21 protein-coding genes and 1 pseudogene are annotated in these 24,688 nt (G+C 72.0%); 12 read left to right on the top strand and 10 right to left on the bottom strand.

The window, feature by feature from the left end:
* The first annotated feature begins 252 nt into the window (after positions 1 to 252).
* A complete protein-coding gene (locus tag AB0K35_RS08430; protein WP_030328078.1) occupies positions 253 to 573 on the top strand; it encodes a WhiB family transcriptional regulator in 321 nt (106 codons plus the stop codon).
* A gap of 6 nt (positions 574 to 579) precedes the next feature.
* Here AB0K35_RS08430 and AB0K35_RS08425 read toward each other — a convergent pair whose 3' ends face one another.
* The 3 genes and pseudogenes from AB0K35_RS08425 to AB0K35_RS08415 all read right to left on the bottom strand — a co-directional run.
* A complete protein-coding gene (locus AB0K35_RS08425; RefSeq protein WP_363884402.1) occupies positions 580 to 1,731 on the bottom strand; it encodes an ArsA-related P-loop ATPase in 1,152 nt (383 codons plus the stop codon).
* Positions 1,732 to 1,784: 53 nt separating this feature from the next.
* A complete protein-coding gene (locus tag AB0K35_RS08420) occupies positions 1,785 to 2,762 on the bottom strand; it encodes an ArsA-related P-loop ATPase (RefSeq protein WP_357363126.1) in 978 nt (325 codons plus the stop codon).
* Positions 2,763 to 2,788: 26 nt separating this feature from the next.
* Positions 2,789 to 3,391: pseudogene (locus AB0K35_RS08415) on the bottom strand (hypothetical protein); the annotation flags it as partial.
* Positions 3,392 to 3,957: 566 nt separating this feature from the next.
* Here AB0K35_RS08415 and AB0K35_RS08410 point away from each other — a divergent pair.
* The 7 genes from AB0K35_RS08410 to AB0K35_RS08380 all read left to right on the top strand — a co-directional run bounded on the left by AB0K35_RS08410 (position 3,958) and on the right by AB0K35_RS08380 (position 11,939).
* A complete protein-coding gene (locus AB0K35_RS08410) occupies positions 3,958 to 4,440 on the top strand; it encodes a hypothetical protein (RefSeq protein ID WP_238667259.1) in 483 nt (160 codons plus the stop codon).
* Between the two features lie 44 nt (positions 4,441 to 4,484).
* Positions 4,485 to 4,640 (top strand): DUF4177 domain-containing protein, encoded by a 156-nt coding sequence (locus AB0K35_RS08405; RefSeq protein WP_007466198.1) that lies wholly within the window; start codon positions 4,485 to 4,487, stop codon positions 4,638 to 4,640.
* A complete protein-coding gene (locus tag AB0K35_RS08400; protein WP_357285030.1) occupies positions 4,637 to 5,098 on the top strand; it encodes a RidA family protein in 462 nt (153 codons plus the stop codon). Before AB0K35_RS08405 ends, AB0K35_RS08400 begins: the two co-directional genes overlap by 4 nt.
* Positions 5,099 to 5,221: 123 nt before the next feature.
* Positions 5,222 to 6,058 (top strand): MBL fold metallo-hydrolase, encoded by an 837-nt coding sequence (locus tag AB0K35_RS08395; protein ID WP_238667257.1) that lies wholly within the window; start codon positions 5,222 to 5,224, stop codon positions 6,056 to 6,058.
* Positions 6,055 to 9,705, top strand: coding sequence for an adenylate/guanylate cyclase domain-containing protein (locus AB0K35_RS08390; protein WP_363884399.1), 3,651 nt, complete (start codon positions 6,055 to 6,057; stop codon positions 9,703 to 9,705). The genes AB0K35_RS08395 and AB0K35_RS08390 overlap by 4 nt, the downstream gene beginning before the upstream one ends.
* Before the next feature lie 203 nt (positions 9,706 to 9,908).
* Positions 9,909 to 10,412 (top strand): hypothetical protein, encoded by a 504-nt coding sequence (locus AB0K35_RS08385; protein WP_354940006.1) that lies wholly within the window; start codon positions 9,909 to 9,911, stop codon positions 10,410 to 10,412.
* A gap of 30 nt (positions 10,413 to 10,442) precedes the next feature.
* A complete protein-coding gene (locus AB0K35_RS08380) occupies positions 10,443 to 11,939 on the top strand; it encodes a serine/threonine-protein kinase (protein WP_238667254.1) in 1,497 nt (498 codons plus the stop codon).
* Here the strand turns inward: AB0K35_RS08380 and AB0K35_RS08375 are convergent.
* Positions 11,926 to 12,267, bottom strand: a complete 342-nt coding sequence (locus tag AB0K35_RS08375; RefSeq protein ID WP_238667253.1) for a hypothetical protein — start codon at positions 12,265 to 12,267, stop codon at positions 11,926 to 11,928. The two genes, AB0K35_RS08380 and AB0K35_RS08375, sit on opposite strands and share 14 nt — an antisense overlap.
* Before the next feature lie 168 nt (positions 12,268 to 12,435).
* Here AB0K35_RS08375 and AB0K35_RS08370 point away from each other — a divergent pair, with 168 nt between their 5' ends.
* Genes AB0K35_RS08370 through AB0K35_RS08355 form a run of 4 tightly spaced genes read left to right on the top strand, consistent with a single transcriptional unit; the run spans position 12,436 to position 15,963 of the window.
* On the top strand, positions 12,436 to 13,377 hold the full coding sequence (locus AB0K35_RS08370; protein ID WP_238667252.1) for a transporter substrate-binding domain-containing protein: 942 nt from the start codon (positions 12,436 to 12,438) through the stop codon (positions 13,375 to 13,377).
* Positions 13,374 to 14,552 carry a hypothetical protein gene (locus AB0K35_RS08365; protein ID WP_238667251.1) on the top strand — a complete coding sequence of 393 codons (1,179 nt, stop codon included), beginning with the start codon at positions 13,374 to 13,376 and terminating at the stop codon, positions 14,550 to 14,552. Before AB0K35_RS08370 ends, AB0K35_RS08365 begins: the two co-directional genes overlap by 4 nt.
* Before the next feature lie 53 nt (positions 14,553 to 14,605).
* Positions 14,606 to 14,953, top strand: a complete 348-nt coding sequence (locus tag AB0K35_RS08360) for a PadR family transcriptional regulator (protein WP_238667250.1) — start codon at positions 14,606 to 14,608, stop codon at positions 14,951 to 14,953.
* Positions 14,950 to 15,963: a hypothetical protein gene (locus AB0K35_RS08355; protein WP_363884395.1), complete on the top strand. Its 1,014-nt coding sequence runs from the start codon at positions 14,950 to 14,952 to the stop codon at positions 15,961 to 15,963. Before AB0K35_RS08360 ends, AB0K35_RS08355 begins: the two co-directional genes overlap by 4 nt.
* Positions 15,964 to 16,085: 122 nt before the next feature.
* Here the strand turns inward: AB0K35_RS08355 and AB0K35_RS08350 are convergent, their stop codons facing one another.
* The 6 genes from AB0K35_RS08350 to AB0K35_RS08325 form a co-directional block, all read right to left on the bottom strand.
* On the bottom strand, positions 16,086 to 17,276 hold the full coding sequence (locus AB0K35_RS08350; RefSeq protein ID WP_238667248.1) for an acyl-CoA dehydrogenase: 1,191 nt from the start codon (positions 17,274 to 17,276) through the stop codon (positions 16,086 to 16,088).
* Positions 17,273 to 19,282, bottom strand: coding sequence for a biotin carboxylase N-terminal domain-containing protein (locus AB0K35_RS08345; RefSeq protein WP_363884392.1), 2,010 nt, complete (start codon positions 19,280 to 19,282; stop codon positions 17,273 to 17,275). Before AB0K35_RS08345 ends, AB0K35_RS08350 begins: the two co-directional genes overlap by 4 nt.
* Before the next feature lie 69 nt (positions 19,283 to 19,351).
* A complete protein-coding gene (locus AB0K35_RS08340) occupies positions 19,352 to 20,953 on the bottom strand; it encodes a carboxyl transferase domain-containing protein (RefSeq protein ID WP_363884390.1) in 1,602 nt (533 codons plus the stop codon).
* A 55-nt stretch (positions 20,954 to 21,008) separates the two neighbouring features.
* Positions 21,009 to 22,205 carry an acyl-CoA dehydrogenase family protein gene (locus AB0K35_RS08335; protein ID WP_238667245.1) on the bottom strand — a complete coding sequence of 399 codons (1,197 nt, stop codon included), beginning with the start codon at positions 22,203 to 22,205 and terminating at the stop codon, positions 21,009 to 21,011.
* Positions 22,202 to 23,878: an acyclic terpene utilization AtuA family protein gene (locus AB0K35_RS08330; protein ID WP_363884388.1), complete on the bottom strand. Its 1,677-nt coding sequence runs from the start codon at positions 23,876 to 23,878 to the stop codon at positions 22,202 to 22,204. Before AB0K35_RS08330 ends, AB0K35_RS08335 begins: the two co-directional genes overlap by 4 nt.
* Positions 23,875 to 24,672 carry a TIGR03084 family metal-binding protein gene (locus tag AB0K35_RS08325; RefSeq protein ID WP_363884386.1) on the bottom strand — a complete coding sequence of 266 codons (798 nt, stop codon included), beginning with the start codon at positions 24,670 to 24,672 and terminating at the stop codon, positions 23,875 to 23,877. The genes AB0K35_RS08330 and AB0K35_RS08325 overlap by 4 nt, the downstream gene beginning before the upstream one ends.
* Between the last annotated feature and the right edge of the window lie 16 nt (positions 24,673 to 24,688).

Raw genomic sequence — 24,688 nt, 5'->3', positions numbered from 1 at the left:
GCGGCGCAGCGTTATCGCTGACCTCGGCGGGGTAACCGGCGGTCGAAGGCCCGGGAAGCCGGGAGTGTCCGGAATGATGGATTTCGTCGACAACGTTGCGTAATCAGTCGACTACAGAGCATGATGGGGGCGGCGACAGCGCCACATGTCGTCCGCGCCGCCTTGGGGAAGGCAGGCCGGGCGATCGGGGGGAATTGCCGGCTGACGTGCATAGACGAGGTCGGTAGGTACTGCAAGGGGGGACGTGTACACATGGGCATGATCACTGACTGGCCGTCACTGGCGGCATGTCAGAACGGGGACCCGGACGCGTTGTTCGTACAGGGTGCCGAACAGAACGTGGCGAAGCGGATCTGCCGGAGCTGCCCAGTTCGGTACGAGTGCCTGGCCGACGCGCTGGACAACCGGATCGAGTTCGGTGTGTGGGGCGGCATGACCGAACGCGAACGGCGGGCGCTACTGCGTCGTCATCCTCAGGTGACGAGCTGGCGCAAGATGTTCGAGGCCGCGATGAAGAAGAACAGCAAGGACAAGGCCGGCAAGGACAAGATTCTCGTCAGCGCGGCCAACTGACGCCGGTCACGGCCGGCTGATCGCCGCGCCGATCGTCCGCAGCCCGTCGACGTCGTGCACGTCGGCGGGCTGCGCAGTGACCGAAACCGCCGGCACGGCAGGGAACGCCTCGGTGAAGCGCGCGGCGACCTGCTGCTCGCGTACCGCCTGACGAGCCAACGCCGCGTGCGCCCGCAGCACGTCGGCGGTGGCCTCATGCCCACCCAGCTGGGTCAGCCGCTCTGCGGCGACCCGGCTCTGCTCGGCGTCCAGCTCAGGGACCGCCGGACGGTGCACCCGGTTGAGCACCAGGCCGGCCAGCGGCATCCGCTCGTCCCGCAGCCGGCCCGCGAAGTAGGCGGCCTCCCGGACCGCGTCCGGCTCCGGCGTCGCTACCAGGAGGAAGGCCGTCTCCCGCGCCTGCAGGATGCGGTACGTCTGCTCGGCGCGCTGCCGGAAACCACCGAACATCGAATCCAGTGCCGCCACGAAGCCGGACAGGTCGGTGAGCAGCTGCGCTCCGAGCACCTTCTGCACCACCTTCGAGAACATCCCGAACGAGGCCGTGACCAGGCTGAACATGCTCCGCCCGCCGCTGCGCGCCGGGGCCAGCAGCAGTCGCAGCATCCGGCCGTCGAGGAAACGGGAGAGCCGAGCCGGCGCGTCCAGGAAGTCCAGTGCCGAGCGGGACGGTGGGGTGTCCACCACGATCAGGTCCCACTCGCCCCGGGCATGCAACTGGCCCAGCTTCTCCATTGCCATGTATTCCTGCGTGCCGGCGAAGGTCGAGCTCATCGCCTGGTAGAACGGGTTCGCGAAGATCTCCGCGGCCTTCGTCGGGTCGGTGTGCTGCAACACCACGTCGTCGAAGGTGCGCTTCATGTCCAGCATCATGGCGTGCAGCTCGCCGCCGCTGCTCTCGACGTCGATCCCCTTGACCTGGCGCGGGGTGTTGTCCAGCTCGGTCAGGCCCAGCGACTGGGCCAGCCGGCGGGCCGGGTCGATGGTGAGCACCACAGTGCGCCGGCCGTGCTGCTCGGCGGCCCGCAGCGCCAGCGCCGCGGCGGTGGTCGTCTTTCCCACTCCGCCGGCACCGCAGCACACGACGATCCGCACGCCTGGGTCGGCGAGGATCTGGTCGACGTCCAGCTGCGGCGCCGCGTCTTCGGAAGGCACCAATCGAGCGTATCGGGCCGGTGGGTCCGTGCGCCCGTGCTGAGCTCAGGTGTGAGTCATTCGGCGCGGACGAGGGCCTGGGCCAGCGTCGCGAGCCCCGCCCGATCCACCCCGTCGGGCAGCAACGGCAGCTCGATCATCGGCAGCCCCAACTCCACCAGGTCGGCGCGGAGCGAATCTTCCAGTTCGCGTCGGATGAGCTGGTCACGCGCCTCATCGTGCAACCCGGCCACCATGTCCCGATCGGCCGACAGCCCGGCCGCGACCAGCCCGCGCTTCAACTCGGCGGCGGTGACCGCCGCTCCGGCGGGCAGCGGAGGTCGGACTCCGTTGACGAGCACCTTCCCGACACCGAAGCCGAGGGCGGTCAGGTCGGCGATCGCGTCGACCGTCTCCTGGATCGGCATCTCCTCCAGCAACGTCACCACGTGCACCGCCGTCATCGGGGACCGCAGCAACGCGGCGACCCCCTCGCTCTGGGTCTTGATCGGGCCCACCTTGGCCAGCCGGGCGGTCTCCGCCGTCACGTTGAGGAACCGGCCGATCCGCCCGGTCGGCGGGGCGTCCAGCACCACCGCGTCGTATGCGCGCCGCTGTCCGGTGGTGCGGGTGGTGGCCTCCTTCACCTTGCCGGTGAGGAGGACGTCGCGCAGGCCGGGCGCGATGGTGGTGGCGAAGTCGATGGCGCCGAGCTTGCGCAGTGCCCGGCCCGCCGCGCCCAGCTTGTAGAACATGTCCAGGTACTCGAGCAGCGCCTCCTCGGCGTCCACAGCGAGCGCGCGCACCTCACCGCCGTCCGGCGCGTCGGCCAGGTGCCGCTCCTCGTAGGGCAGCGGCTCGATGCCGAACAGCTGGGCGATGCCCTGCCGCCCCTCGACCTCGACCAGCAGGGTGCGCCGGCCGCCGGCGGCGAGCGCCAGGGCCAGCGCCGCCGCCACGCTGGTCTTACCGGTGCCGCCCTTGCCGGTCACCACGTGGAGGCGGGCGGGCCATCCGGTACCGGCCGGGTCGATCGGACGCTCAGCTGCACACACCAGTCGAGCCTATCCAGGCTTGACGGTCAGGCGACCTCGCAGACCCACCAACCCGTCTTCTGCACCACAGTGAAGCGCAACTCCTGGTCGGCCACCTTCTCGTCCGCGGTGGTCATGGTGAGCCGGGTGGAGACGGTGGCCCGTTCCCCGGTCTGGTTGTCCACCTTCGGGGTGGTCCACCGGAAGCGCGGGTTCTGGTAGGTGGAGGCGTACTTCTCCACCTCGGCCACCTTCGCGGCGATCTTGTCCTCGTCCCGGGAAGCGGCGCAGACGCGATCGGCAGCCTTTGTCGCGTCGCGATCCTTGTAGACCGCGGTGAGGAACTCGTCGACGGCGACCGCCGGCTCCTTGGCGCCCTCGCCGGTCTCGGCATTGCGCAGGGTCAGGAAGGCCACCACCCCGCCGCCCACGCAGAGCACCATGATCACGACCAGGGCGATCGCCGCGATCAGCAGACCGCGCTTCTTCTTCGGCGCGGCCGTGCCCGGGTAGGGCGGGTAGGCCGGTGGGGGCGGGGGGATCGACGAGGGGTTCGGGGTGCCCGGCTGCGTCGGTGCGGCGGACGAGCCGGGGCCGCCAGGCCCTTCCGGCTGGCCGGGGCCGCTGGGCTGGCCGGGGCCGCTGGGCTGGCCGGGGCCGCCGGACTGGCCGGGGAAGGCCGGTGAGGTGGGGGCGGCGGAGAGTGCCGGCTGGGTGGGGGAGGCGGGGAGGGCGAGCTGCCCGGACGGCGGAGCGGGGGTCGGCTGGCTGGGGATGGTCGGCGCGGGCTGACCGGCGGGATCCGGGTGGGTCGGCGGGTGAGCGGGTGTGCCGGCCTGGTCGCCGCTGGGCGGGTGGGTCATGTCGTTCCCCCAGGGGTGCGGCGCCCGCCGCCACCCCTGGCGCCGAGCGTGATCGAGCGGGCGGCCGGGCGCTGCGCGACCGTCCGACCGGAAGGGTAGCGGTCGATGACCGGATCGGTGTCGCCCCTGCCTGTCGAGCGGTCCAGCGATCCGGTGAGCGGTACCCGCGTCGGTTTCGGTGTCGGCCCCCCGACCTGCAGTGTGTCGCATATGTGACTGTTGGTGACCTCTTGTGCGCGTCCTGTTGGCGGGACCGCAGCCACAGACCTACCTTCGTCCCGGTGCGGGGGCCGGAACGGACGAATGGGTCCGGGCCGGAAGCATGGTCCGAGAGGTACGACCGGAGGCAGTGCATGCGCGACGCGGACAACATCCCTCGCACCCAGTTCCCGACGAACGACCGGCCCCGCCGGAGCGGGTCAGTGGTCGAGGCCGGCGGGCAGTTCACCAGCCAGCCGATCAACGAACGGTCGTACCGCCGGCAGCCGGAGCAGGCGGAGACGGCCCGGGTGCCGAGCCAGCCCGCCGAGCGGGCCCGCGAGGACGACGAGCCGGGCTTCGTCATCCACCTGCCGATCCGGGTGCCCAATCTGGCGGCGGCGACCGTGCTGGCCGGCCGGGTCGCGGTGTCGCTGGGCTTCCTGCCCGAGTTGGACGCCGGGGAGACAACAGTCTCCAACGCCGACGATCAGAACAACCGGCACCGGGTCTTCTGTGACCTGCTGCTGCCCGACCGGTCCCGCTGCCCCCAGGGGTACGAGCACGAAGGGCGCTGCGGGGAGCTGCCGGCCGCGCCGGAGCAGCGTCCCGTACCCCGTCCGGCCAGCGGACCGTAGGCTGTCCCTCGAACAATTCCGCACCGAGAGGGAGCCCTTCAGCGATGCAGAAGTGGGAATACTCCACGGTCCCGCTGCTGGTCCACGCGACCAAGCAGATCCTCGACAACTGGGGCGAGGACGGGTGGGAGCTCGTCGCCGTGGTCCCCGGCCCGAACCCGGACCAGCTGGTCGCCTACCTGAAGCGGCCCAAGGCGTGAGCAACGGTCCGCACGCGAAGCTCGCCGAGCTGGGTCTCGAACTGCCCGAGGTCGTGCCGCCGGTGGCCAGTTACGTCCCGGCCGTGCAGTCCGGGCAGCACGTCTACGTTTCCGGTCAGTTGCCGATGGCCGAGGGCAAGCTGCTCGCGACCGGCAAGGTCGGCGCGGGCATCTCCGCCGAGCAGGCGAAGGATCTGGCCCAGCGGTGTGCGCTCAACGCGCTGGCCGCTGTCGACTCGCTGGTCGGCCTGGAGAACGTGATCAAGGTGGTCAAGGTGACCGGTTTCGTGGCCTCCGCGCCCGGCTTCACCGGTCAGCCCGCCGTGATCAACGGTGCTTCCGACCTCTTCGGCACCGTCTTCGGGGAGGCTGGTCGGCACGCGCGCAGCGCCGTGGGTGTGGCCGAGCTGCCCCTGGATGCCCCGGTGGAGATCGAGCTGATCGTCGAGGTCGCCTGACGCGTCCCCATCGCCCCGCGATCTTGCACCTTCCGCTCGGACGAAAGCCCTGAACGGGGATGAATCAGGGGCCGCAAGTGCAAGATCGTGGGGTGTGGCGGGCGGGGTCGTACGATCGCAGCCATGAGCGGGCACGTGACGGGGGCGGTGGCGGCGCTTGCCGACAAGTTGCCCCGCTGGGTTTCACTGCTGCGTGCGCCGAACCCGGGGCCGATGACCCTCGACGGCACCAACACCTGGGTGCTGCGCGCCCCGGCAGCCGAGTACGCCGTCGTGGTCGACCCTGGGCCGGCGGACGAGGGGCACCTGACCGGGATCGCCGAGCACGGCCCGATCGGGCTGATCCTGATCACCCACGGCCACCCCGACCACACCGAGGGCGCGGCCCGGCTGAGTGAGCTGCTCGGCGGCGTGCACGTCCTGGCCGTCGACCCGGCGCACACCATCGGTGGCGAGCCGCTGACCGAACCGGGCGAGCACTTCGGCGGCTTCGGTCTGCACATCAGTCTGTTGCAGACGCCAGGGCACACCGCCGACTCGGTCTGCTTCCTGGTCGAGCACGGCGACGAGCGGGTGGTGCTCACCGGTGACACCATCCTCGGCCGGGGCACCACGGTGGTCGCCCACCCCGACGGCCACCTCGGCGACTACCTGAGCAGCCTCGAGCTGCTGTCCGCGTACCGGGGGATCCCGGCGCTGCCTGGACACGGCCCGGCACTGGCCGACTGCGCCGCCGCCGCCGACTTCTACCTCGCCCACCGCCGGGCCCGGCTCGACCAGGTCCGGGCGGCGGTGGTCGCCGGCGCCCACACCCCCGCCGACGTGGTGGCGACCGTCTACGCGGACGTGGACCGCTCACTCTGGTGGGCGGCCGAATGGTCGGTCCGGGCCCAGTTGGAGTATCTGGGCGTCGACACCGGGGAATCCGCGCCCGGGGTCAGTGGGTTGGAGCACATGTGACCTGCCCCGTGTGTGGAACCGTTGCCGTTCCCGGCGCGCGGTTCTGCCACAACTGCGGTGCCGCGCTGCCGGCCGCCGCAACGTTGCCGGCGGCCGAGCGTCGGGTGGTCACAGTGCTCTTCGGTGACCTCTCCGAGTTCACCTCCTGGTCGGAGGATCTCGACCCGGAACGCGTCGGCGCTGTCACCGACCGGGTGCTCGCCGCCCTCGCCGGTGCGGTGAAGACGTTCGGCGGGCACGTCGACAAGCTGACGGGGGACGGCATCATGGCCGTCTTCGGTGCCCCCGTTGCGCACGAGGACGACGCCGAACGCGCCGTCCGGGCCGCGTTGTCCATGCAACGGGCCGTCCGCCGGGTGCTCGACGACGAGCGGGGTGGCGGCGCGCCGCTCGGGCTGCGGGTCGGGCTGAACACCGGCGACGTCATCGCGGGCATCCAGGCCGCCATCGAGTACACGGTCATCGGCGACACGGTGAACACCGCGGCCCGGCTCGCCGACGCCGCAGCGGTCGGGGCCGTCTATGCCGGTGGACGCACCGCGGCGGCCACCAGGCACGTCGCTTCCTGGCGGGCGCTGCGCCCGCTGCGGCTCAAGGGCAAGCGTGAGCCGGTCGAGGCGTACGAGCTGCTGGGTCTGCTGGACGCGCCGGGCACCCGCTCGGGGCTCGGCGACGAGGCGCCGTACGTCGGTCGGGAGACTGAGATCGGCCGGGTCGCCGGCCGGCTCGCCGAGGTGATCGACCAGGGTGACCCACGGGTGCTGCTGATGACCGCCGAGGCGGGTATCGGCAAGTCCCGGTTCGCCGCCGAGGTGGAGCGCCTCGCCGCCGGTTACGACGTCGGTGCCGGCCGGTACGCGGCGCACACCGGAGCCCGGGTGCTCTCGGTGCGCTGTGCCGCGTTCGGGGAGCGGCGACGGCTCGCCCCACTGGCCGATCTGGTGCGGGCCGCCGTCGGTCTTCCCAGCGACGCGTCCACCGCGTTGACCCGCCCGGCCGTCGAGGAGCGGCTGCGCCGGCTCGGGCAGCGGCTCGCCCGCTCCGCTGCGGAGACCGCGCCGATCGCCACCGAGCAGCTGCTCGCCCTGCTCGGCTACGCCGAACTCCCGGCGCACGGCGGCACCGACAGCGGCGAGTGGGGCGGGTCGGGCACTCCGGCCGCCGATGCGGAGGTGGTGCCGAACGCGGTCGCCGACCTGCTCAGCGGGCTGGCCTCGGAGGCACCGCTGGTGATCGTTGTGGACGACCTGCACGATGCCACCGCCGAGACGATCAGTGCCCTTGGGTTGACCCTGTCCAGGCTCACCGGTCCGGTGCTGGTGCTGCTGCTCGGCCGCCCCGAGTTGGTGCGTACCGCCGGTGCGCTGACCCGGGTCGCGGACGCCGAGGTGCACTCGCTGCCGCCGCTGCGCGGTGCCGACGCGGCCCGGCTGCTCACCAGTTACCTCGGCGGCGGCAAGCTGCCACAGGCCGACGCCGACCGGTTGCTCGCCACCGCGCAGGGCAATCCGTTCTACCTGGCTGAGCTGGTCACCCTGCTGATCGAGCGGGGCGCGCTCACCACCGAGTCGGTGCGCGGTGCCGCGTCAGCGCGGGGTGCCGCGGCGGAGCGGCCCGGCTCCGGCGAGCGGGAGCAGAGCGGGGGGTCGGCGGGCTGGCGTCTGGTGCCGGGTTCGCTGGGCAGCCGGCTGCTCTCCCGGGACCTCGCCGCCGTGCTCGCGGCCCGGATCGACGCGCTGCCGCCGGACGCCCGTTCGGTGCTGCGCGACGCGGCGGTCACCGGTGACACGGTGCCGACCGGCGCCCTGGAGGCGATGCGGGAGCAGCGCGGTGGCCGCGACGGGCGGCCGTCGGCAGTGGTCGCCGTCGAGCTCGACCGGGCGGTCGAGGAGTTGCTGCAACGCCGGATGCTGCACCGCTCGCGTGCCGGCTACGCGTTCGCGACACCGCTCATGCGGGAGGCCGCGTACGCCGGGGTGAGCAAGGCCGAGTTGGCCGAGCGGCACGCCGCGCTGGCCCGCTGGGCGGCGCCGGTGGACGAGACCACTGTCAGCACTGTGGGCGGGTTCACCGACGAGGCCCGGGACGACTTCGTGGCGACGCACGTCGAGCGGGCCGCCACGCTCGCCGACGCGGTGAAGCTGCGCCCGGACGCGCCGGCCCGGGCTGTGGTTCCGCTCGGCATCGCCGCGCTCGGTCGGGCCGCCCGCCGGTCGCTGTCCGCCGGTGAGCCGGCAATGGCCGTCGAGTACGCCGAGCGCGCCACCGAACTGGCCCGCGACGGGGTGCCGGCAGCCGATCGGGTGGTGCACGCTCGGGCGTTGCTCCAGGTCGGCCGGGTCGGCGACGCTTTGGCGTACGCCGAGAAGATCGCCGCGAACGCGGGGGACGAGGCCACCCGGGTCAGTGCTCTGCTGCTGGCTGGGCAGGCCCAGGAGACCCTCGGTGACCAGGGCCGGGCGGTGACCGCCTGGCAGGAGGCGTTGCAGGTGGCCACCGAGGGTCGGCTGCCCACACAGCGCGCCACGGCGATGCGCCGACTCGGCATGGCCGATTTCGTGGCGGGGCGGCTGAGTCAGGCGAGCAGCCGGTTGGCGGCCGCGTACCAGGTCAGCCTCGGCGCGCAGGATCGACGCGGGCAGGCGTGGTCCCTGCAGAACCTGGCCTGGGTGACCACCACCCGGGGTGACTTCGCCGGCACCGACGCGGTGCTCGGCCGGGCCGCCCGGCTCTTCGCCGAGCTGAAGGACCCGTACGGGCGGGCCTGGCTGCGCGGCACGACGGCGTTCGCCCGGCTGCTCGCCGGCCGACTGCGCGAGGCGTGTCGGATGGCGCAGGTGTTCCTGCCGTTCGGCGAGCGGGTCGGTGAGGCGTGGGCGGTGGGCACGTTGCGCGCTGTGGCGGCGTTCGCCACGGCCGAGCTGGGTGACCTGGCCGAGGCGGACCGGGAGGCCCGGCGGGCGTACCGGGAGTTCGCCGCCGCCTCCGACGACTGGGGGCGCGGGTTCGCCCTGGTGGTCCGGGCGGTGGTTGCGCGCGGCCTGGGCGAGCCGGAGCACGCGGCGGACCTGCTCACCGACGCCCTGGCGTACGCGGAGCGCACCTCGCATCCGCTGCTCACCGGGATGGCCGGCACACTGCGTGGCTTCGTCGCGTTGGACATGGGCGACTGCGAGACGGCCGAGCGGATGGCCCGCTCGGTGCTGACCGCTGTGGAGCCGCACAACCCGCAGGCCCCGGCGCAGGTGGCGCCCCGGGTGTTGTTGGCGACGGCCCGTCTCGCCGTCGGCGACTCGGCGACAGCGGTCGGGCTGCTCGCCCCGGTGGCCACTGCCGCCGCGAACGCACCCTCGCTGCTCTTCTCCCGCCGCCAGACGATGGCCCAGTACGCTGCGGCGCTGCTCGCCCACGGTCAGCGGGAGCAGGCGTTGGACTGGGCCCGTCGAGCGGTCACCGCACCGGCCGAGGACGTGCGTAGTCAGGTGATCGCGGCGAGTGTGCTGGCCGAGGCGTTGGCCGCCTGCGGTCGTCCGGCGGAGGCGCTGTCCTGCGCGCAGGAGGCGGTCCGTCTGGCGTACGCCACCGAGCAACGCAGCGAACGCGCCGCAGCCGACGCCCTCCACGCCCGCCTGACCGCCCTGGTCTGACCCCCTTCGTCGCCGTTGATCATGAAGTTATTGCCTCGACACGCCGACGTGCAGGGCAATAACTTCATGATCAACGGGTTTGTGGCAGGGGGTGCAGGGTTTTGCCGGTTCCGGGGATGTGGTGGTCTCGGGGAGCGGCTAGCGTGTCACCACCGCGTACGGGTCCACAGTGGTGACCGTCGCCGTGCCTGGGGAGGCCCTTCATGAAGCTGCCGCGATCCATCGCGGGCTGGACCATCGCGGTCTTCGGCGTGTTGGCGCTGGTGATGGGCGCGGTCGGGCTGCTCTGGCCGGAGGCGCAGCTGCGCATGCTCGGCTTCGAGGTGCCGGCGACGCGGGCCGTCGGTGATCACACCGGGACGTTCCTGCTGGCGTCCTCGATGGCGGCGTTCAACATGGGCGTCTACTACCTGCTCGCCACTGTGACCGAGTGGCGGGCGTTCTACCGGTTCACAGTGGTCTTCCGGCTGGTCACGTTCACCGTGTTCACCATCGCGGTGCTGGCCGACATCGCTCCCGACCGGTTCTTCGGTGTGGCGGCGTGGGAAGGGCTGGGGGCCGTGGCCACCGCCATCGGCCTGCGTCTGGATGCCCGGCGGGGCATCCCGGCCGGCGGGGTCGGATCGTCCGAGGGTGCCGGGACGACTGCGGTCGCCGAGGAGGGTACCGGTCCCGCCGGTGCGGCTCCGGCGGACGCGGTGCGCTGAGCCATCGGTCGGGTTGGGTATTTTCGAGCGGTGACCGACACCCCGACCGGCGGCCTGCCAGTGCCGATCGTGCCCGGCCTGACTGATTTGCGGGTCTTTGCCCGGGGCGGGTACGCGACCGTCTACCAGGCCACCCAGATCTCCGTGGGTCGCGAGGTCGCCGTCAAAGTGGAGAACCGGACGCTGGACAGCGAGCGCGATCAGGCCCGCTTCCTGCGCGAGGCGCGGGCGGCCGGCCGGATGTCGTCCCACCCGCACGTGGTGGACCTCTTCGACGTGGGGGTCACAGTCGATCAGCACCCCTACCTGATCATGGAGCTGTGCGACGGCTCGTACGCCGAACGGATGCGCACCTCGCCGCTGGGCCCGGTGGAGGCCCGCGACCTCGGCATCAAGATCGCCGACGCGCTGGCCCACTCACACGCCGCCGGGGTGCTGCACCGGGACGTGAAACCGGCAAACATCCTCCACTCGCACTTCAACTCGGCGGTGCTCGCCGACTTCGGGCTCGCCGTCCTCGCCGAGCACCGGGACGCCTCGGTCACCCTGGAGGTGCTCACCCCGGCGTACGCGCCGCCGGAGATGTTCAGCCACAGCCCACCGTCACCGGCCGTCGACGTGTACGCGCTCTGCGCCACCCTCTACGCGGTGATGCACGGCCGGCCACCGCGCTGGCAGTCCGAGCGCAACCCGAGCCTGGTCACAGTGCTGGAGATGTTCAACCAGCCGCTCCCCGCCCTGCCCGGGGTGCCGGACGAGCTCATCGACGTGCTGCGCGTCGGCATGGCAAACGATCCGGGAGAGCGTCCCTCCGCCCTGGAATTGCACGACCTGCTCACCAATCTGCCACTCGGCTCGCCGACGGCACCTGTCAGCGGCGCTCCGGTCAGCGGTGCCGCGACCCTCTCCGGCCCGTACGCGGCCAGCCAGCCGGTGCCCCGAGCGCCCATCGAGGACACTCAGCGAACCCTCCCCGCCGGTCGTCGGTGGCGGCGCTGGCTCTTCGGTGGCGCCGGGGTGCTCGCGCTCGCTGCCTCCGCGACCGCCGGGGCCTGGGTCGCCGACCGGGCGCCACCACCCACCCCGTACCCGTCGGCCACCCAGATCGCCGCACCGGCGACCGGGCCGTTGCCCGGCTGCGCGACCGGCACCGGTGCGCCCACCGCCCTGCCCGAGGGTGCCCGGTGCCTGCCCGAGCTGGAGTGCTTCGGCCCGATGCGGATCCGCGGCAGCCGCGCCGAAGCGGCTCGGCTGTCCTGCGCCGGCCGACACACCTGGGAGACGTACGCCGAGGGCATCCTGCCGGTGTCGCTGGTCGGCGCCGACTACGACGAGGTGGCCGCCGCTGAGCCGGTGCGGCAGGTGTGCAGCGCCAGGACGTTCCGGTTGACCACCGGCATCGCCGAGGCGACCGGCTGGCACCTGGAGGTGCTACCGCCGGTCGACGGCAGCATCGACCGGACCTACCGGTGTCTGGCGGGGCGCGGTGCGGACGCGCTCTCCGCGCCCACGCTCACCGGCCGCTGAGCCCGTTCGACCCGCGGCGGCGGTCACGCACCGCACGCAACGCGTCCCGGGGGTCCAGGGCGTCGAGGGTGTCCGCGTCGATCCCGTACGGCATCAGCTCGGGCGGCCCGATGACTGCCGACCGGTCCGCCGGCTCCGGATCGTCGACCTGACGGGCGGCGGAGACCGCGACCCCGGCGACCATCGTCATTAGCACGCAGAGCAGCGCGAGGACCACGCCGAGGAGGTCCTGTCGGCGCCACACGACCAGCATGACCAGCGGCGCAAGGGCTCCCAGCGCCGCGAGCACCGCCACCGTGCGCGCATCGGGTCTGGACAATCGGCTCACCCGTCCAGCATGTCGTGACTAGGCCGGCTGTCAACCGCAGAGCCGACCGCCGCGCCGATCGACGTCGATCCGAGCCCCGCATTCGACAGGCCCCACCGCACGCACACGGATTGGACAAGAACCGCTACTCTCGGTGTTCCGCAGGCCCTTCCGGTAGCGAGGTCGCCCATGAACCCAGGCAGTTCGCAGTCCCGGCTCCGCTCGGTCGCGTCGACGCTGGCCGTCGCTCTGACTCTCGTGCTCGCCGCCGCGGCCGGTTGCGACAGCAGGCAGGAACCGGCCCTGTCCTCCGTGCAGGAGAAGATGCGTGAGACACACATCTACGGTCAGTCGAAGCTGCGGATCGGTGTCGCCACGAACGAGCCGCTGATGGGTGAGTTGCGAAACGGTCAGCACGTCGGGTTCGACGTCGAGATCGCCAGGTACATTGCGGCCTCCCTCGGCTACGAGGGGGAACAGCGGCTGGAGTTCGTGTCCGTCGCCACCGAGGACCGCATCCCGTCGCTGCAAGGCGGCACCGTCGACCTGGTGGTGTCCAGCTTCTCCATGACCGAAGACCGGAAGCAGTTGGTGAGCTTCGCCGGGCCGTACTTCGTCACCACGCAGGAGGTGATGGTGCCGGTGCGACTCAAGGACAAGATCCGCACCATTGAGGATCTGCGCGACCCGGCGTACAAGGTCTGCACCAGCGGCGGATCCACCACCGAGGCTGAGTTGGAGAAACACCAGGTCAAGACGTTCGTCGTCAAGAACGTCGGCGACTGCGTCGATGGCATCCGGAAGGGGCGGTACGACGCGGTCAGCTCCGACGAGTCGATCCTTGCCGGTTTCCTGGCCAGCTTCCCCAAGGAGTTCGAGATCGTGGACATGCCGTTCGGCACCAGCGAGTTGCTGGGCATCGGCGTGCCGATCGGTGATCCCGCGCTGCGCGACCTGGTCGCGTTCTTCCTGCAGAAGAGCTATGTGCAGGGGCGCGACGGAGATGCCAGCCCCTGGCAGACCGCGTACAACCGGACCCTGGGCCCCTGGCTGAAGGCCGAGAAGCGCCAGCCGCAGCCGCTGGAGGTGCCGAAGCTTGTCGACTTCGACGACAAGGCGCCCGCGAAGTGAGCGCGGCACCGACCGCCACCAGCGGCGACGGGCCGGTCCCGCCGCCGCGCACGTCAGTGCCCGCCGCCGACTCGCCGACAGTCGACGGCACGGCGGCCGGCGCGGGAGGTGAGGTTGCCTGGCCGGCCGCAGTGCCGGTCGCCGAACCGGCCGAACCGGTCGTCGCCGAGGTCGAGCCGGGGCGGGTCCGCTGGGATCCGGCGGAGCGGCGCGCCCGCGCCAGCCAGTCGTTCTGGACGGCAGTGGTGGGCGTGCCGGCGATCTTCTCGGTGCTCCGCCTCGGCGTGGAGGCCGGCGGGGAACTCCAGACCACGCTGCTGCTGGTGGCCAACGTGGGGCCGGTCAACCTGCTAGCCGGCTTCCTGACCACCGCCGCCCGGCTGCTCTCCACCGGGCTGGTCGCCGTCTTCGCGCTCGGCGCGGTACTGGCCGTCAGCGCGGATCGACTTCCACCGGGCACCCGTCGCCGCCCGCTCTTCGCCCGCTGGGCCGACATCACCCCGGCCTGGGTGGTGCTGGCCAGCTTCCTGCTCGCCCTGATCACCTGGCCGTTGCTCTACCTGCCGTTGCTGTTGCCGGCGTTCGTGGCGGCGTTCCAACTGCGCCCGGCGCGACTGCACGAGCGGGTCGTGCCTCGGCTGCTGCTTATCGGCGCGCTGCTCGCCGGGTACGGCTGGCTGATGCTGCCGACGATGCGCGACGCGATGCGGCAGGGCGACGAGTGGCTGGTGCTGGCGCTCATCGTGGTGCCCCCACTGCTGGCCCTGTTCATCGCGGGGCCGCTGCCGGGCCTGGTGATCCGGCCGCTGGCGTCGGTGACCGAGGTGGCGGTGCTCGCCACCCTGATCTGGGCCGCGGTGCCGGTGATCACCACACCGGTGTTGCCGCTGACCGTCACCACAGTGGGCCCGGAGAGCGGGCCCACCGAGGACGTACGCGGGCACGTGGTCACCACCGACGACGTCAACATGGTGATCCTTCAGGAACGGGGCGGCGTCCGGTACGTCCCGGTCGACCTGGTCCGCGCCCAGGTGCTCTGCCCCAGCGAGGAGGAGTTGCCCCGCCACCAACTGCGCATTCACGACTTCCACGTCGAGGATTCCCTGTTGGAGGGGATGGGTCGCCGGGTCCGTCCGGTCCACCGCATCGACGCTGCCTGCCGTACCCCAGCCTGATGCCGCAGGGGAACGGTTCCCGTATATACAGTCGCGCGGTATATGCTGTGGCGATGGCGAAGGCTTCCATGCACGAGTCCACCTATCTGATCCTCACCGCGCTCGTCGAGGCCCCACGGCACGGGTACGCGCTCCTCGACGAGGTCCGTCGAATCTCCGACGGGCGTGTCGACCTGCGCGCCGGCACCCTCTACGCAGCCCTCGACCGGCTACGAACCGAGGGCCTCGTCGACATCGATCGCGAGGAGCAGGTGCAGTCCAGATTGCGCCGGTACTACCGACTCACCGCCTCCGGGGCGCAACGGCTCGCCGAGGAATCCGCGCGTCTGCGCAGCAACGCCGACGCGGCGAGCGTGCGACTGCGCCGTGCCGGTCTCATCGTCGACGGCGGTGCGGCATGACGCTGGAACACGGTTACCGGTGGCTGCTGGCCTGCTATCCCCGCGCCTACCGCCGGCAGTACGAGGACGAGATGGTCGGCGTGTTGCTGGACGACGCGGCCCCGGGCCAACGCAGGCCCGCCGCGCGAGACGTGCTCGCCCTGCTCGGCGGGGCGTTCCGGGCGCATGCCCGCCAGGCGGGTGCGCGATTCTCGGCCGACGCGTGGCGGGAGGCGGCGCAGGCGCTCGCACTGATCGCCGCGCTGATGTTGTTCGTGCGCGCTGCCCGCGTACCGGTGCTGCACCTTGCCATGCTCGCGCAGAGCTACCCCGGCGGGATCGGGGAGCCGGTCGTCCTCTGGCCGGGTGGCCCGGTGGCGGTGCTGTGGCTCATCGTGGCGGTGTTGGCCGTGGTCGGCTGGGCCCGGGCGGCAGCCGCGGTCGCCGTTTGCGGAGCGACGTTCGAGGTGGTTCGGGTCGCTGCGGACTACGGACAATATTCGACTGTGTTCCATCTGTGGCCCGCCGTGCTCGCTGCGATGGTCCCGCTGGCGCTCGTGGTCCGCCCTCCCCGGTCCGCCGGGGCGGCCCTCGCGCGCTGGCAGCTTGGCACACTGGTGGCAGCGACGCTGGTCAGCGTTGCTGCTCCGAGTGTCGCCTTGGTGACGGGTGCTGATAACGCGACGGCCCCCATCTACGGCACGTGGATCTTCACCGCCGGTGTCGGCCGGATCGAGGCGATCCTGCTGACGGCGGGATACCTGCTCTTCGCCCTTGCCATCCTGTCGACGCCGGTGGTGCTGCGGCGGCGCCTGCTCGCACTGGTGGTTCCGGTGGGTGTCACGCTGCTGCTCACCCGGGTGGGCTTCGGCTCCACGGGGACGTTCCGGGAGCGTTCCACCCACGACGGTGTCCTCGCCGCGCTCACCCCGACGCAGTGGCTGGTGCTGGCACTGGTGCCCACGCTGTTCTTCGCGGTGGCCGTGGCGATCCTGCACCACCAGGAGCGGCCGGCCGGTCGAGGAGCGTGAGGCCGCATAGCCTCGGCAGAGATCGACTCGGTTTTCAGGAAGTCGGGGGGTTGTTGGTCCTTGGACCCCCGGATTCAAGAAGACCGAGTCGATCTTGCGGCAGGCCAGCAGGCCGGGCGGCGTCAGTACGACTTGTCCTGGCCGAGGACGTGTTGGGCCACGAAGTTGAGGATCATCTCGCGGCTGACCGGTGCGATCCGGCCGGCCCGGACCGCGCCGAGCAGGGTCGCCACCCCGTACTCGGTGGTCATGCCGGCCCCGCCGAGCACCTGCACCGCGGTGTCCACGGCGAGCGCGGCGGCCTCCCCGGCCGCGTACTTGGCCATGTTGCCGGCCACCCCGGCCTCCAGGTCGCGACCGGCGTCGTACAGGGTGGCCGCCTTCTGGATCATCAGGCGGGCCAGTTCCACCTGCACCGCCGCGTGTGCCAGCGGATGCGACACCCCCTGGTGCGAACCGATGCTCCGACCACCCCAGACCTTGCGGGTGGCGGTGTACTCACTGGCCCGCTCGATGGCGTACCGGCCGGTGCCGGCGCCCATCGCGGCCACAGTGATCCGCTCCGGGTTGAGCCCGGCGAAGAGCGCCGGCAGCCCGGCGTCCAGCGACTCACCGAGCAGCGCGTCGGCGGGCACCCGCACGTCGTCCAGGTAGAGCAGGAACTGGTTCTCCGGGGACACGATCTCCATGTCCAGCTTGGAGCGGGTCAACCCGGCCGCATCGGTCGGCACCAGGAACAACGCCGGCTTGAGCTTCTGCGGAGACGCATCCGCTGAACCGGCTGGGCCGTCATCGACGGCGACACGGGCCACCACCAGCACGTGACCGGCCTCGTCGACTCCGGAGATGTAGCACTTGCGGCCGTTGAGCAGCCAGCCGTCGCCGTCGCGGCGAGCCACAGTGCCGAGTCGGTGGAAGTTGGAACCGGCCTCCGGCTCGGTGATCGCGAAAACGATCTTCTGGGAGCCGTCGGCGAGGCCCGGCAGGTGCCGCTTGCGCTGGTCCTCGGTGCCGTGCCGACTCAGCACTGTCGCCGCGATGGCGGGGGAGACCACCAGCAGCAGCAACGGGCAACCCGCCGCCGCCAGCTCCTCGCAGACGATGGCCAGCTCGGTGATGCCGCCGCCCCCGCCGCCGTACTCGGTGGGGATGTTGACCCCCAGGTAGCCGAGCCGTCCGGCCTCCGCCCAGAGTTCGGTGGTGTGTTCGCCGGCCCTCGCCTTCTCGACGAAGTAGGAGTGACCGTAGCGGCGGCCCAACGCCCGCACGGCGTCGCGCAGCTGGTCCTGCTCGGGGGTGAGGTCGAAGGTCATCGGGGGTCCTTTTCGTCGACAACTGCCAACACGGCGCCCGTCTGCACCTGACCGCCGGTCGGCACCGGCAGTTCGGCGACGATGCCGTCGATCGGGGCGAGCACGGGATGTTCCAGCTTCATCGCTTCCAACGTGAGCAGCGGATCGCCGGCCGCGACCCACTGGCCGACCTGGACGTGCACCCGGGTCACCATGCCGGGCAGCGGCGCGAGCAGCGACCCGGCCGCCACCGCCGCGGTGGGCAGCGGGAGACGCGGCAACTCGGCCAGGCTCGCCGCGCCGTCCGGGCCGTCCACGAAGACAGCCGACCCCACCCGGTGTACGCGGTACGCGCGCCGAAGCCCGTCGACGTCGAGCACCACCCGCTCCGGGGTGGCCTCCACCAGCGCCACTGCCGGCGGCTTCGCCTCCGACGCCGCCGGGTCGCCGGGCAGCGCCGCTGACCAGTCGGCGAGTCCACCGGTCCGGTCCAGGCGGTAGCGGACCTCGATCTCGTCGCCGTTCGGCCCGGTCAAGCGGCTGACCTGCGCGACGGCGGGCACGTTGCGCCAGCCGGAGGGGAGCCCACCCAGCACCGGCGCGGTCGCTCGGCGCTGGGCCGCACCCGCCAGCGCGGCGGCCAGGGCGGTCAGCGGAAGCTGGTCGGCGGGCAGCAGTGGCGCGAAGACCTCCGGGTGCCGGTCCAGGAATCCGGTGTCGATCTGCGCAGCCGCGAACTCCGGGCTGCGCAGCACCCGGACCAGGAGGTCGCGATTGGTGGCCACCCCGTGCAGCTCGGCTCGGGTCAGCGCGCCTGCCAGGGCCCGGGCCGCCTCGCCCCGGGTCGGCGCCCAGGCGATCAGCTTGGCGAGCATGGAGTCGTAGTGCACGCTCACCTCGGATCCCGTCTCGACGCCGGAGTCCAGCCGCAGGCCAGCGCGTTGGAGGCCACCGAACTCCCGGTCGACCCCCGGAATCGCGAACCGGCTCAGCACGCCGGTCGCGGGCAGCCAGCCCTGCGCCGGGTCCTCGGCGCACAACCGCACCTCGATCGCGTAGCCGCGTGCGCCCGGCTCGTGCAGGTGCTCCAGCAGTGGTACGCCCTCGGCGACCAGCAGTTGCCACCGGACCAGGTCGAGACCGACGGGGACGGTCAGCTCGGTGACCGGGTGCTCCACCTGCAGCCGGGTGTTCATCTCCAGGAAGAAGAACTCACCGGTCGGGGCCAGCAGGAACTCCACGGTGCCAGCGCCCACGTAGTCGACGGCACGCCCGGCGGAGACCGCCGCCTCGTTGAGCGCCGGGCGCAGCTCCCCCGGGAGCACCCCGGGGGCCTCCTCGATGATCTTCTGGTGTCGGCGCTGGATCGAGCACTCGCGCACCCCGAGGGCGGCCACCGTGCCGTGCGAGTCGCCGAGGATCTGCACCTCGACGTGCCGGCCACGCTCGACGTACCGCTCGATGAAGACAGTGCCGTCGCCGAACGCGGCAGCCGCCTCCCGGCTGGCGCTGGCGACGGCCTCGGCCAGCTCGTCAGCGTCCCGCACGATCCGCATGCCCCGGCCACCACCGCCGGCGGACGCCTTGACCAGCACCGGGAAGTCGGTGACCTCGTCGGGGTCGGTCCAACTCGGCAGCATCGGCACGCCCGCCTCGGCGAGCAGCGCCTTCGCCGCCAGCTTGTCGCCCATCGCGGCGATCACAGCCGCCGGCGGCCCGACCCAGGTCAGCCCTGCGTTGGTCACCGCCGCGGCGAACTCCGCGTTCTCGGCGAGGAACCCGTAGCCGGGGTGGACGGCGTCCGCACCGCTGCGCCGGGCCGCGTCCAGGATCAGCTCCGCCCGCAGGTACGTCTCGGCCGGCGAACTCCCCGGCAGGCGTACGGCCAGGTCGGCCTCGGCCACGAACGGCGCGTCGGCGTCCGCGTCCGAGTACACGGCAACCGTCTCCACGCCCATTGCGCGGCAGGTGGCGAAGACCCGGCGGGCGATTTCGCCCCGGTTGGCCACGAGCAGTCTGTTGATCATGGTCCCCTGAGCCTGCCTTTCGTTCGCGACTGCGGGACTCCGCCTCGCTGCGTTCCTCGCGCTCACGGCTTACATCCGGAAGACGCCGAAACCGTCGGCGCCCTTCACCGGTCCGTTGTGGATCGCCGAGAGGCAGAGCCCGAGGACGGTCCGGGTGTCCCGCGGGTCGATCACCCCGTCGTCGTAGAGCCGGCCGGAGAGGAAGAGCGCGCCGGACTGCGACTCGATCTGCTGCTCGACCATCATTCGCATCGCCGCGTCGGAGTCCTCGTCGTAGTCGCGTCCCCGCGCGGCAGCCGCCTGTCGGGCCACTATCGACAGCACCCCCGCGAGCTGCGCCGGGCCCATCACCGCCGACTTCGCGTTCGGCCAGGTGAACAGGAACCTCGGCTCGTACGCCCGGCCGCACATGCCGTAGTTGCCGGCGCCGTAGGAGGCGCCCAGGTTCACAGTCAGGTGCGGCACCGTCGAGTTCGACACCGCATTGATCATCAGGGCGCCGTGCTTGATGATGCCGCGCTGCTCGTACTCGGTGCCCACCATGTAGCCGGTGGTGTTCTGCAAGAAGATCAATGGGGTGTCCGAGGCGTTCGCGAGCTGGATGAACTGGGCCGCCTTCTGCGCCTCCGCACTGAACAACACCCCTCGGGCGTTCGCCAGGACACCCACCGGGTACCCGTGCAACTCGCCCCATCCGGTGACCAGCGCGTCCCCGTACGCCGGCTTGAACTCGTCGAAGTCGCTGCCGTCCAGGATCCGGGCCAGCACCTCCCGAGGGTCGAACGGCACCTTCAGGTCGGCGCTGGTGATGCCGAGCAGCTCCTCCGGGTCGTACTTCGGTGGCTGCGGCACCGCCGTCCGCGGCGACGGGCCCTGCTTGCGCCAGTTCAGTCGACGGACGCACTGCCGGGCCAGGCGGATGCCGTCCCGTTCGTCGGCGGCCAGGTAGTCGGCGAGCCCGGACGTGCCGGCATGCATCGCCGCGCCACCCAGCGACTCGTCGTCGGTGACCTCGCCGGTCGCCATCTTCACCAGCGGCGGACCGGCCAGGTACACCTGTGACCGGTCCCGAATCATGATCACGTGGTCGGACATTCCCGGCACGTACGCGCCACCGGCAGTGGCGTTGCCGAAGACCACGCTGACAGTGGGGATGCCAGCCGCCGAGAGCCGGGTGAGGTCACGGAACACCCGACCGCCGGGGATGAAGATCTCCGCCTGGGTGGGCAGGTCCGCCCCGGCGGACTCCACCAGATTGACCATGGGCAGCCGGTTGGCCAGGGCGATCTCGCCGGCCCGCCGGGTCTTCGCCAGCGACCACGGGTTGACGGCGCCGCCGCGTACCGTCGGGTCGTTGGCGACGATCAGGCACTCCACGCCCTCGACCACCCCGATGCCGGTGACCACGCTGGCACCGACCGGGAAGTCCGAGCCGTACGCGGCGACCGGCGACAACTCCAGGAAGGGACTGTCGGCGTCGACCAGCAGCTCGATCCGCTCCCGGGGGAGCAGCTTGCCGCGCGCGTGGTGCCGGGTCACGTACTTGTCGCCACCACCCGCGCGCGCCTGGTCCAGCGCGGCGTCCAGCTCGGTCAACCGCTCCAGCAACGCGGCCCGGTTCGCCAGGTACGAGGCCGCGGACGGGTCGACAGCGCTGCCCAGTGTGGTCACTGTGCCTCCTTCGTTCGCGACTGCGGGGCTCGCAGGCCCGGCTCACTCCTCGCGCTCACAGGCCCATGCCCTTCGCGATGATCTCGTTCATGATCTCGGTGGTGCCGCCGCCGATGCCGAGGATCCGCGCGTCGCGGTAGTGCCGCTCCACCTCGGCGTCGCGCAGGTAGCCGAATCCGCCGTGCAGCTGCAACGCCTGGTCGACGACGTGGTCGCAGGCGGCGACTGCGACGTTCTTCGCCATCGCCACCTCTGTCACCACCGGCTCGCCGGCAGCCACCCGGTTGGCCACCTCGTGCACGTACGACCGGGCCGCCTCCGCGCGGGTGTGCATCTCGGCCAACCGGTGCCGGATCAGCTGCCGGCTGGCCAGCGGACGCCCGAAGGTCTCCCGGTCCCGGCACCAGCGCACCGCCAACTCGACGCAGCGCTGCGCTGTCGCGTACGCCTGGGTCGCCAGCGACAGCCGTTCCGCCGCGAAGTGCTGCATGATCGCCAGGAAGCCGGTGTTCTCCGCGCCGATCCGGTTGGCCACCGGCACCCGCACGTCAGCGAAGGACAGCTCGGCGGTGTCCGAGCAGTGCCAGCCCAGCTTCTCCAACCGGCGTCCCACAGTGAACCCGGGCGACCCCTTGTCGATGACCAGCAATGTGAGTTCACCGCTGCCGGGGAAGTCGGTACACACCGCCGTTGTCACGAAGTCGGCCCGGTGCCCGCTGGTGATGTACGTCTTCGACCCGTTCACCACGTAGTGGTCGCCGTCGCGGCGGGCGGTGGTGCGGATTCCGGCAACGTCCGAGCCGCCGTCCGGCTCGGTGATGGCCAGCGCGCCGATCATCGTGCCGGACAGCGTGGGCCGCACGTACCGCTCGATCAGGCTGTCGTCGCCCGGAGACGAAACGCCACCGAGCCGCCCGCCCAGCGAGCCACCGGTACGGGCACCGGCCGCCGCGACCATGTGCGGCAACGCGATCCCGTGCGTGAACAGGGCCGCCACCAGCCCGGACGAGCCACCGGAGCGGATCAGCTCCTCGGTCACGATGATCGAGTCGAGTAGGTCACCGCCGCTGCCACCCACCGACTCCGGGAAGCCGATGCCGAGCAGGCCGAGCTTCGCGGCGGTCGCGTGCAGCGTCCGGGGCACCTCGCCGGCCCGCTCCCAGTCGTCAAGGTGCGGCAACACCTCCCGGGTCACGAACGCCCGGGTCAGCTCGCGCAATTGCCGGCGCTCCGGGGAGTCCACGATGCTCATCGGGACGCCCCGGTCGGTAGGTCAGCAGGCAGGTCGACGACCCGGGCGCGCAGCAGCTCGCCGAGTGCCTTGGCCTGCGGGTCGAACCGGGTGGACGCGGCCACCCCGGCGCCGAGCAGGCCCTCGATCACGAAGTTGACAGCGCGCACGTTCGACAACTCGTAGCGCCGCACCGACAGCGGCGCGGTCTCCGGCACCAGCTCGGCCAGCCGTTCGACTGTCAACCAGGTCCGCAGCCACGCGTACCCGGCGTCGGAACGCGCCCAGACACCGAGGTTGGCGTCGCCGCCCTTGTCCCCGGAACGTGCGCCGACCACATCGCCGAGCGCCCCGCGCCGGGTCGGGCCGTCGACAACCGCGTCGCCACCCGCTGTCGACTCGTCCTGCGAGGTGCTGGCGGTGCGGATCGGCGGGGCGATCGGCACCCGCTCGCCACCGGGTAGCACCGCGACGTGCGCCACCGCGTCCTGCGGCACCGCGTCGGCGGTGAAGACGCCGTACGGTGTCGCGTCGCCCGGCACTGTGGTCAGGGTGCAGCCCGGGTACGAGGCCAGGGCCAACTCCACAGCGGCGGCCGAGAAGGCCCGCCCGGCCCGCGCCTTGTCGCCGTCCCGCAGGTGTACGTGCAGCAGGGCACTGGCCGCCTCGGTGTCGACGGCGTCCGGATGGTCGGTCCGGGCAAGGGTGAACTCCAGCCCGTCAGTGCCCACCGCCTCCTCGATCTGCCCCCGGACCACTGCCGCCTTCGCCTCGATGTGCAGACCGCACAGGACGAACGTCATCGAGTTGCGGAAGCCGCCGAGGTTGTTGACGCCCACCTTCAGCGTGGGAGGTGGCGGCGTGCCCCGCACGCCGGAAACCCGGACCCGGTCCGCCCCCTCGGCGTGAAGCGTCACAGTGTCCAGTCGGGTGACCACGTCCGGCCCGAGGTACGCGGGCCCGCCGATCTCGTAGAGCAGTTGGGCGGTGACCGTCTCCACTGTGACCGCGCCGCCGGTGCCCGGATGCTTGGTGAGCACCGATGAGCCGTCGGGGTACACCTCGGCGATCGGGAACCCGGGCCGGTGGCCGCCGTCGGGCAGCTCGGTGAAGAAGCTGAAGTTGCCGCCGGTGACCTGCGCGCCGCACTCGACGAGGTGCCCCGCGACGGTGGCCCCGGCCAGCTCGTCGAGGTCGTCGCGGCCCCACCCGTACCGGGCGATGGCCGGGCCGACCACCAGCGACGCGTCGGTGACCCGGCCGGTGACCACCACATCCGCGCCTGCGTCGAGACAGGCGGCGATCCCGAACGCGCCGAGGTAGGCGTTCGCGCTCAACGCGTCCGGTCGCTGGATCGTGTCGCCCTCGACGTACCCGACCCGGGTCGGCAGGCCGAGCCGGTGGGCGAGCTTCTCAATGGCGGCGGCCAAGCCGGCCGGGTTCAGCCCGCCGGCGTTGGTCACGATCCGCACCCCTCGGTCGAGGGCGGTGCCGAGGCAGGTCTCCAGTTGCCGCAGGAACGTCTTCGCGTAGCCCAGGTCGGGGTCGCGCATACGGTCCCGGGCCAGGATCAGCATGGTCAACTCAGCGAGGTAGTCGCCGGTCAGCACGTCCAGCTCACCGCCGTCGAGCATCTCCCGCCAGGCGGTGAACCGGTCGCCGTAGAAGCCGGAGGCGTTGCCGATGCGGATCACGCCCCTGCCCCGATCCCGCCGTCCGGCCGCCGGCCGTCGCCCGGCGGCCCGGCGAAGGCCTGCGCCACGTCGAGCCATTCGTCGGCGACCGACCCGGTGGCGACCAGAGCGAGGTCCGCGCGGTGTCGGCGCTGGGTGACCAGCAGGCAGAAGTCCCGAGCCGGGCCGGTGACCCGGTCGGCGGCGTCCGCCGGACCCCAACTCCAGGCCTCCCCGCCGGGCCCGACCAGCTCGACCCGGACCGGCGCCGTCGGTGCCTCCCGGCCGTGCGCGGCGAAACCGTGCCCGAGGGTACGCACGCCCAGGTGCGCCACGTGCCGGATTCGGTGGCTGTCGGGGCGGACCACGTCGAGGGCATCGGCCACGTCCGCTCCGTGCGCCCAGGTCTCCATGATCCGGGCGGTGGCCATCGAGGTGGCCGACATCCGGGTGCCGTACCAGGGCAGTTTGCCGCCGGCCGGAACGGCGGCCAGCGCGTCGACGAGCGCGGTGCGCCCGGCCCGCCAGCGGGCGAGCAACTCGGCCGGCGGGGCGAGGAACTCCTCGGCGCCGACGTCGACGAGGCGGGTCACGTCCGGCGCTGCGGTGACCGTCGCGTAGAACGCCTCGGGATCGGTCGCGGCCAACAGCGCGACGTGGTCGGTCCAGGCGAGGTGGGCGATCTGATGCCCGATGCTCCAGCCCGGGGCCGGGGTCGGCCTCGCCCAGTCGGCAACGGGTAGTGGCGCTACCAGGGCGTCCAGCTGGGCGGACTCGTCGGCCAGGTCCGTGAGCAGATCGCTGAGGTCGACCATGGTGCCTCCGGTCGGT

It is taken from the genome of Micromonospora sp. NPDC053740, from assembly GCF_040677775.1.
GTDB lineage: Bacteria > Actinomycetota > Actinomycetes > Mycobacteriales > Micromonosporaceae > Micromonospora > Micromonospora alfalfae.
The sequence above is the reverse complement of the archived record's forward strand: the minus strand, read 5'-3'. Positions and strand labels throughout refer to the sequence as shown.

Bases quoted from the DNA above. Each gene is read 5' to 3' on its own strand.
- AB0K35_RS08430 (WP_030328078.1), top strand. From the start codon at position 253: ATGGGCATGATCACTGACTGGCCGTCACTGGCGGCATGTCAGAACGGG.
- AB0K35_RS08410 (WP_238667259.1), top strand. From the start codon at position 3,958: ATGCGCGACGCGGACAACATCCCTCGCACCCAGTTCCCGACGAACGAC.
- AB0K35_RS08405 (WP_007466198.1), top strand. From the start codon at position 4,485: ATGCAGAAGTGGGAATACTCCACGGTCCCGCTGCTGGTCCACGCGACC.
- AB0K35_RS08395 (WP_238667257.1), top strand. From the start codon at position 5,222: ATGAGCGGGCACGTGACGGGGGCGGTGGCGGCGCTTGCCGACAAGTTG.
- AB0K35_RS08385 (WP_354940006.1), top strand. From the start codon at position 9,909: ATGAAGCTGCCGCGATCCATCGCGGGCTGGACCATCGCGGTCTTCGGC.
- AB0K35_RS08370 (WP_238667252.1), top strand. From the start codon at position 12,436: ATGAACCCAGGCAGTTCGCAGTCCCGGCTCCGCTCGGTCGCGTCGACG.
- AB0K35_RS08360 (WP_238667250.1), top strand. From the start codon at position 14,606: ATGGCGAAGGCTTCCATGCACGAGTCCACCTATCTGATCCTCACCGCG.
- AB0K35_RS08355 (WP_363884395.1), top strand. From the start codon at position 14,950: ATGACGCTGGAACACGGTTACCGGTGGCTGCTGGCCTGCTATCCCCGC.
- AB0K35_RS08350 (WP_238667248.1), bottom strand. From the start codon at position 17,276: ATGACCTTCGACCTCACCCCCGAGCAGGACCAGCTGCGCGACGCCGTG.
- AB0K35_RS08345 (WP_363884392.1), bottom strand. From the start codon at position 19,282: ATGATCAACAGACTGCTCGTGGCCAACCGGGGCGAAATCGCCCGCCGG.
- AB0K35_RS08335 (WP_238667245.1), bottom strand. From the start codon at position 22,205: ATGAGCATCGTGGACTCCCCGGAGCGCCGGCAATTGCGCGAGCTGACC.
- AB0K35_RS08325 (WP_363884386.1), bottom strand. From the start codon at position 24,672: ATGGTCGACCTCAGCGATCTGCTCACGGACCTGGCCGACGAGTCCGCC.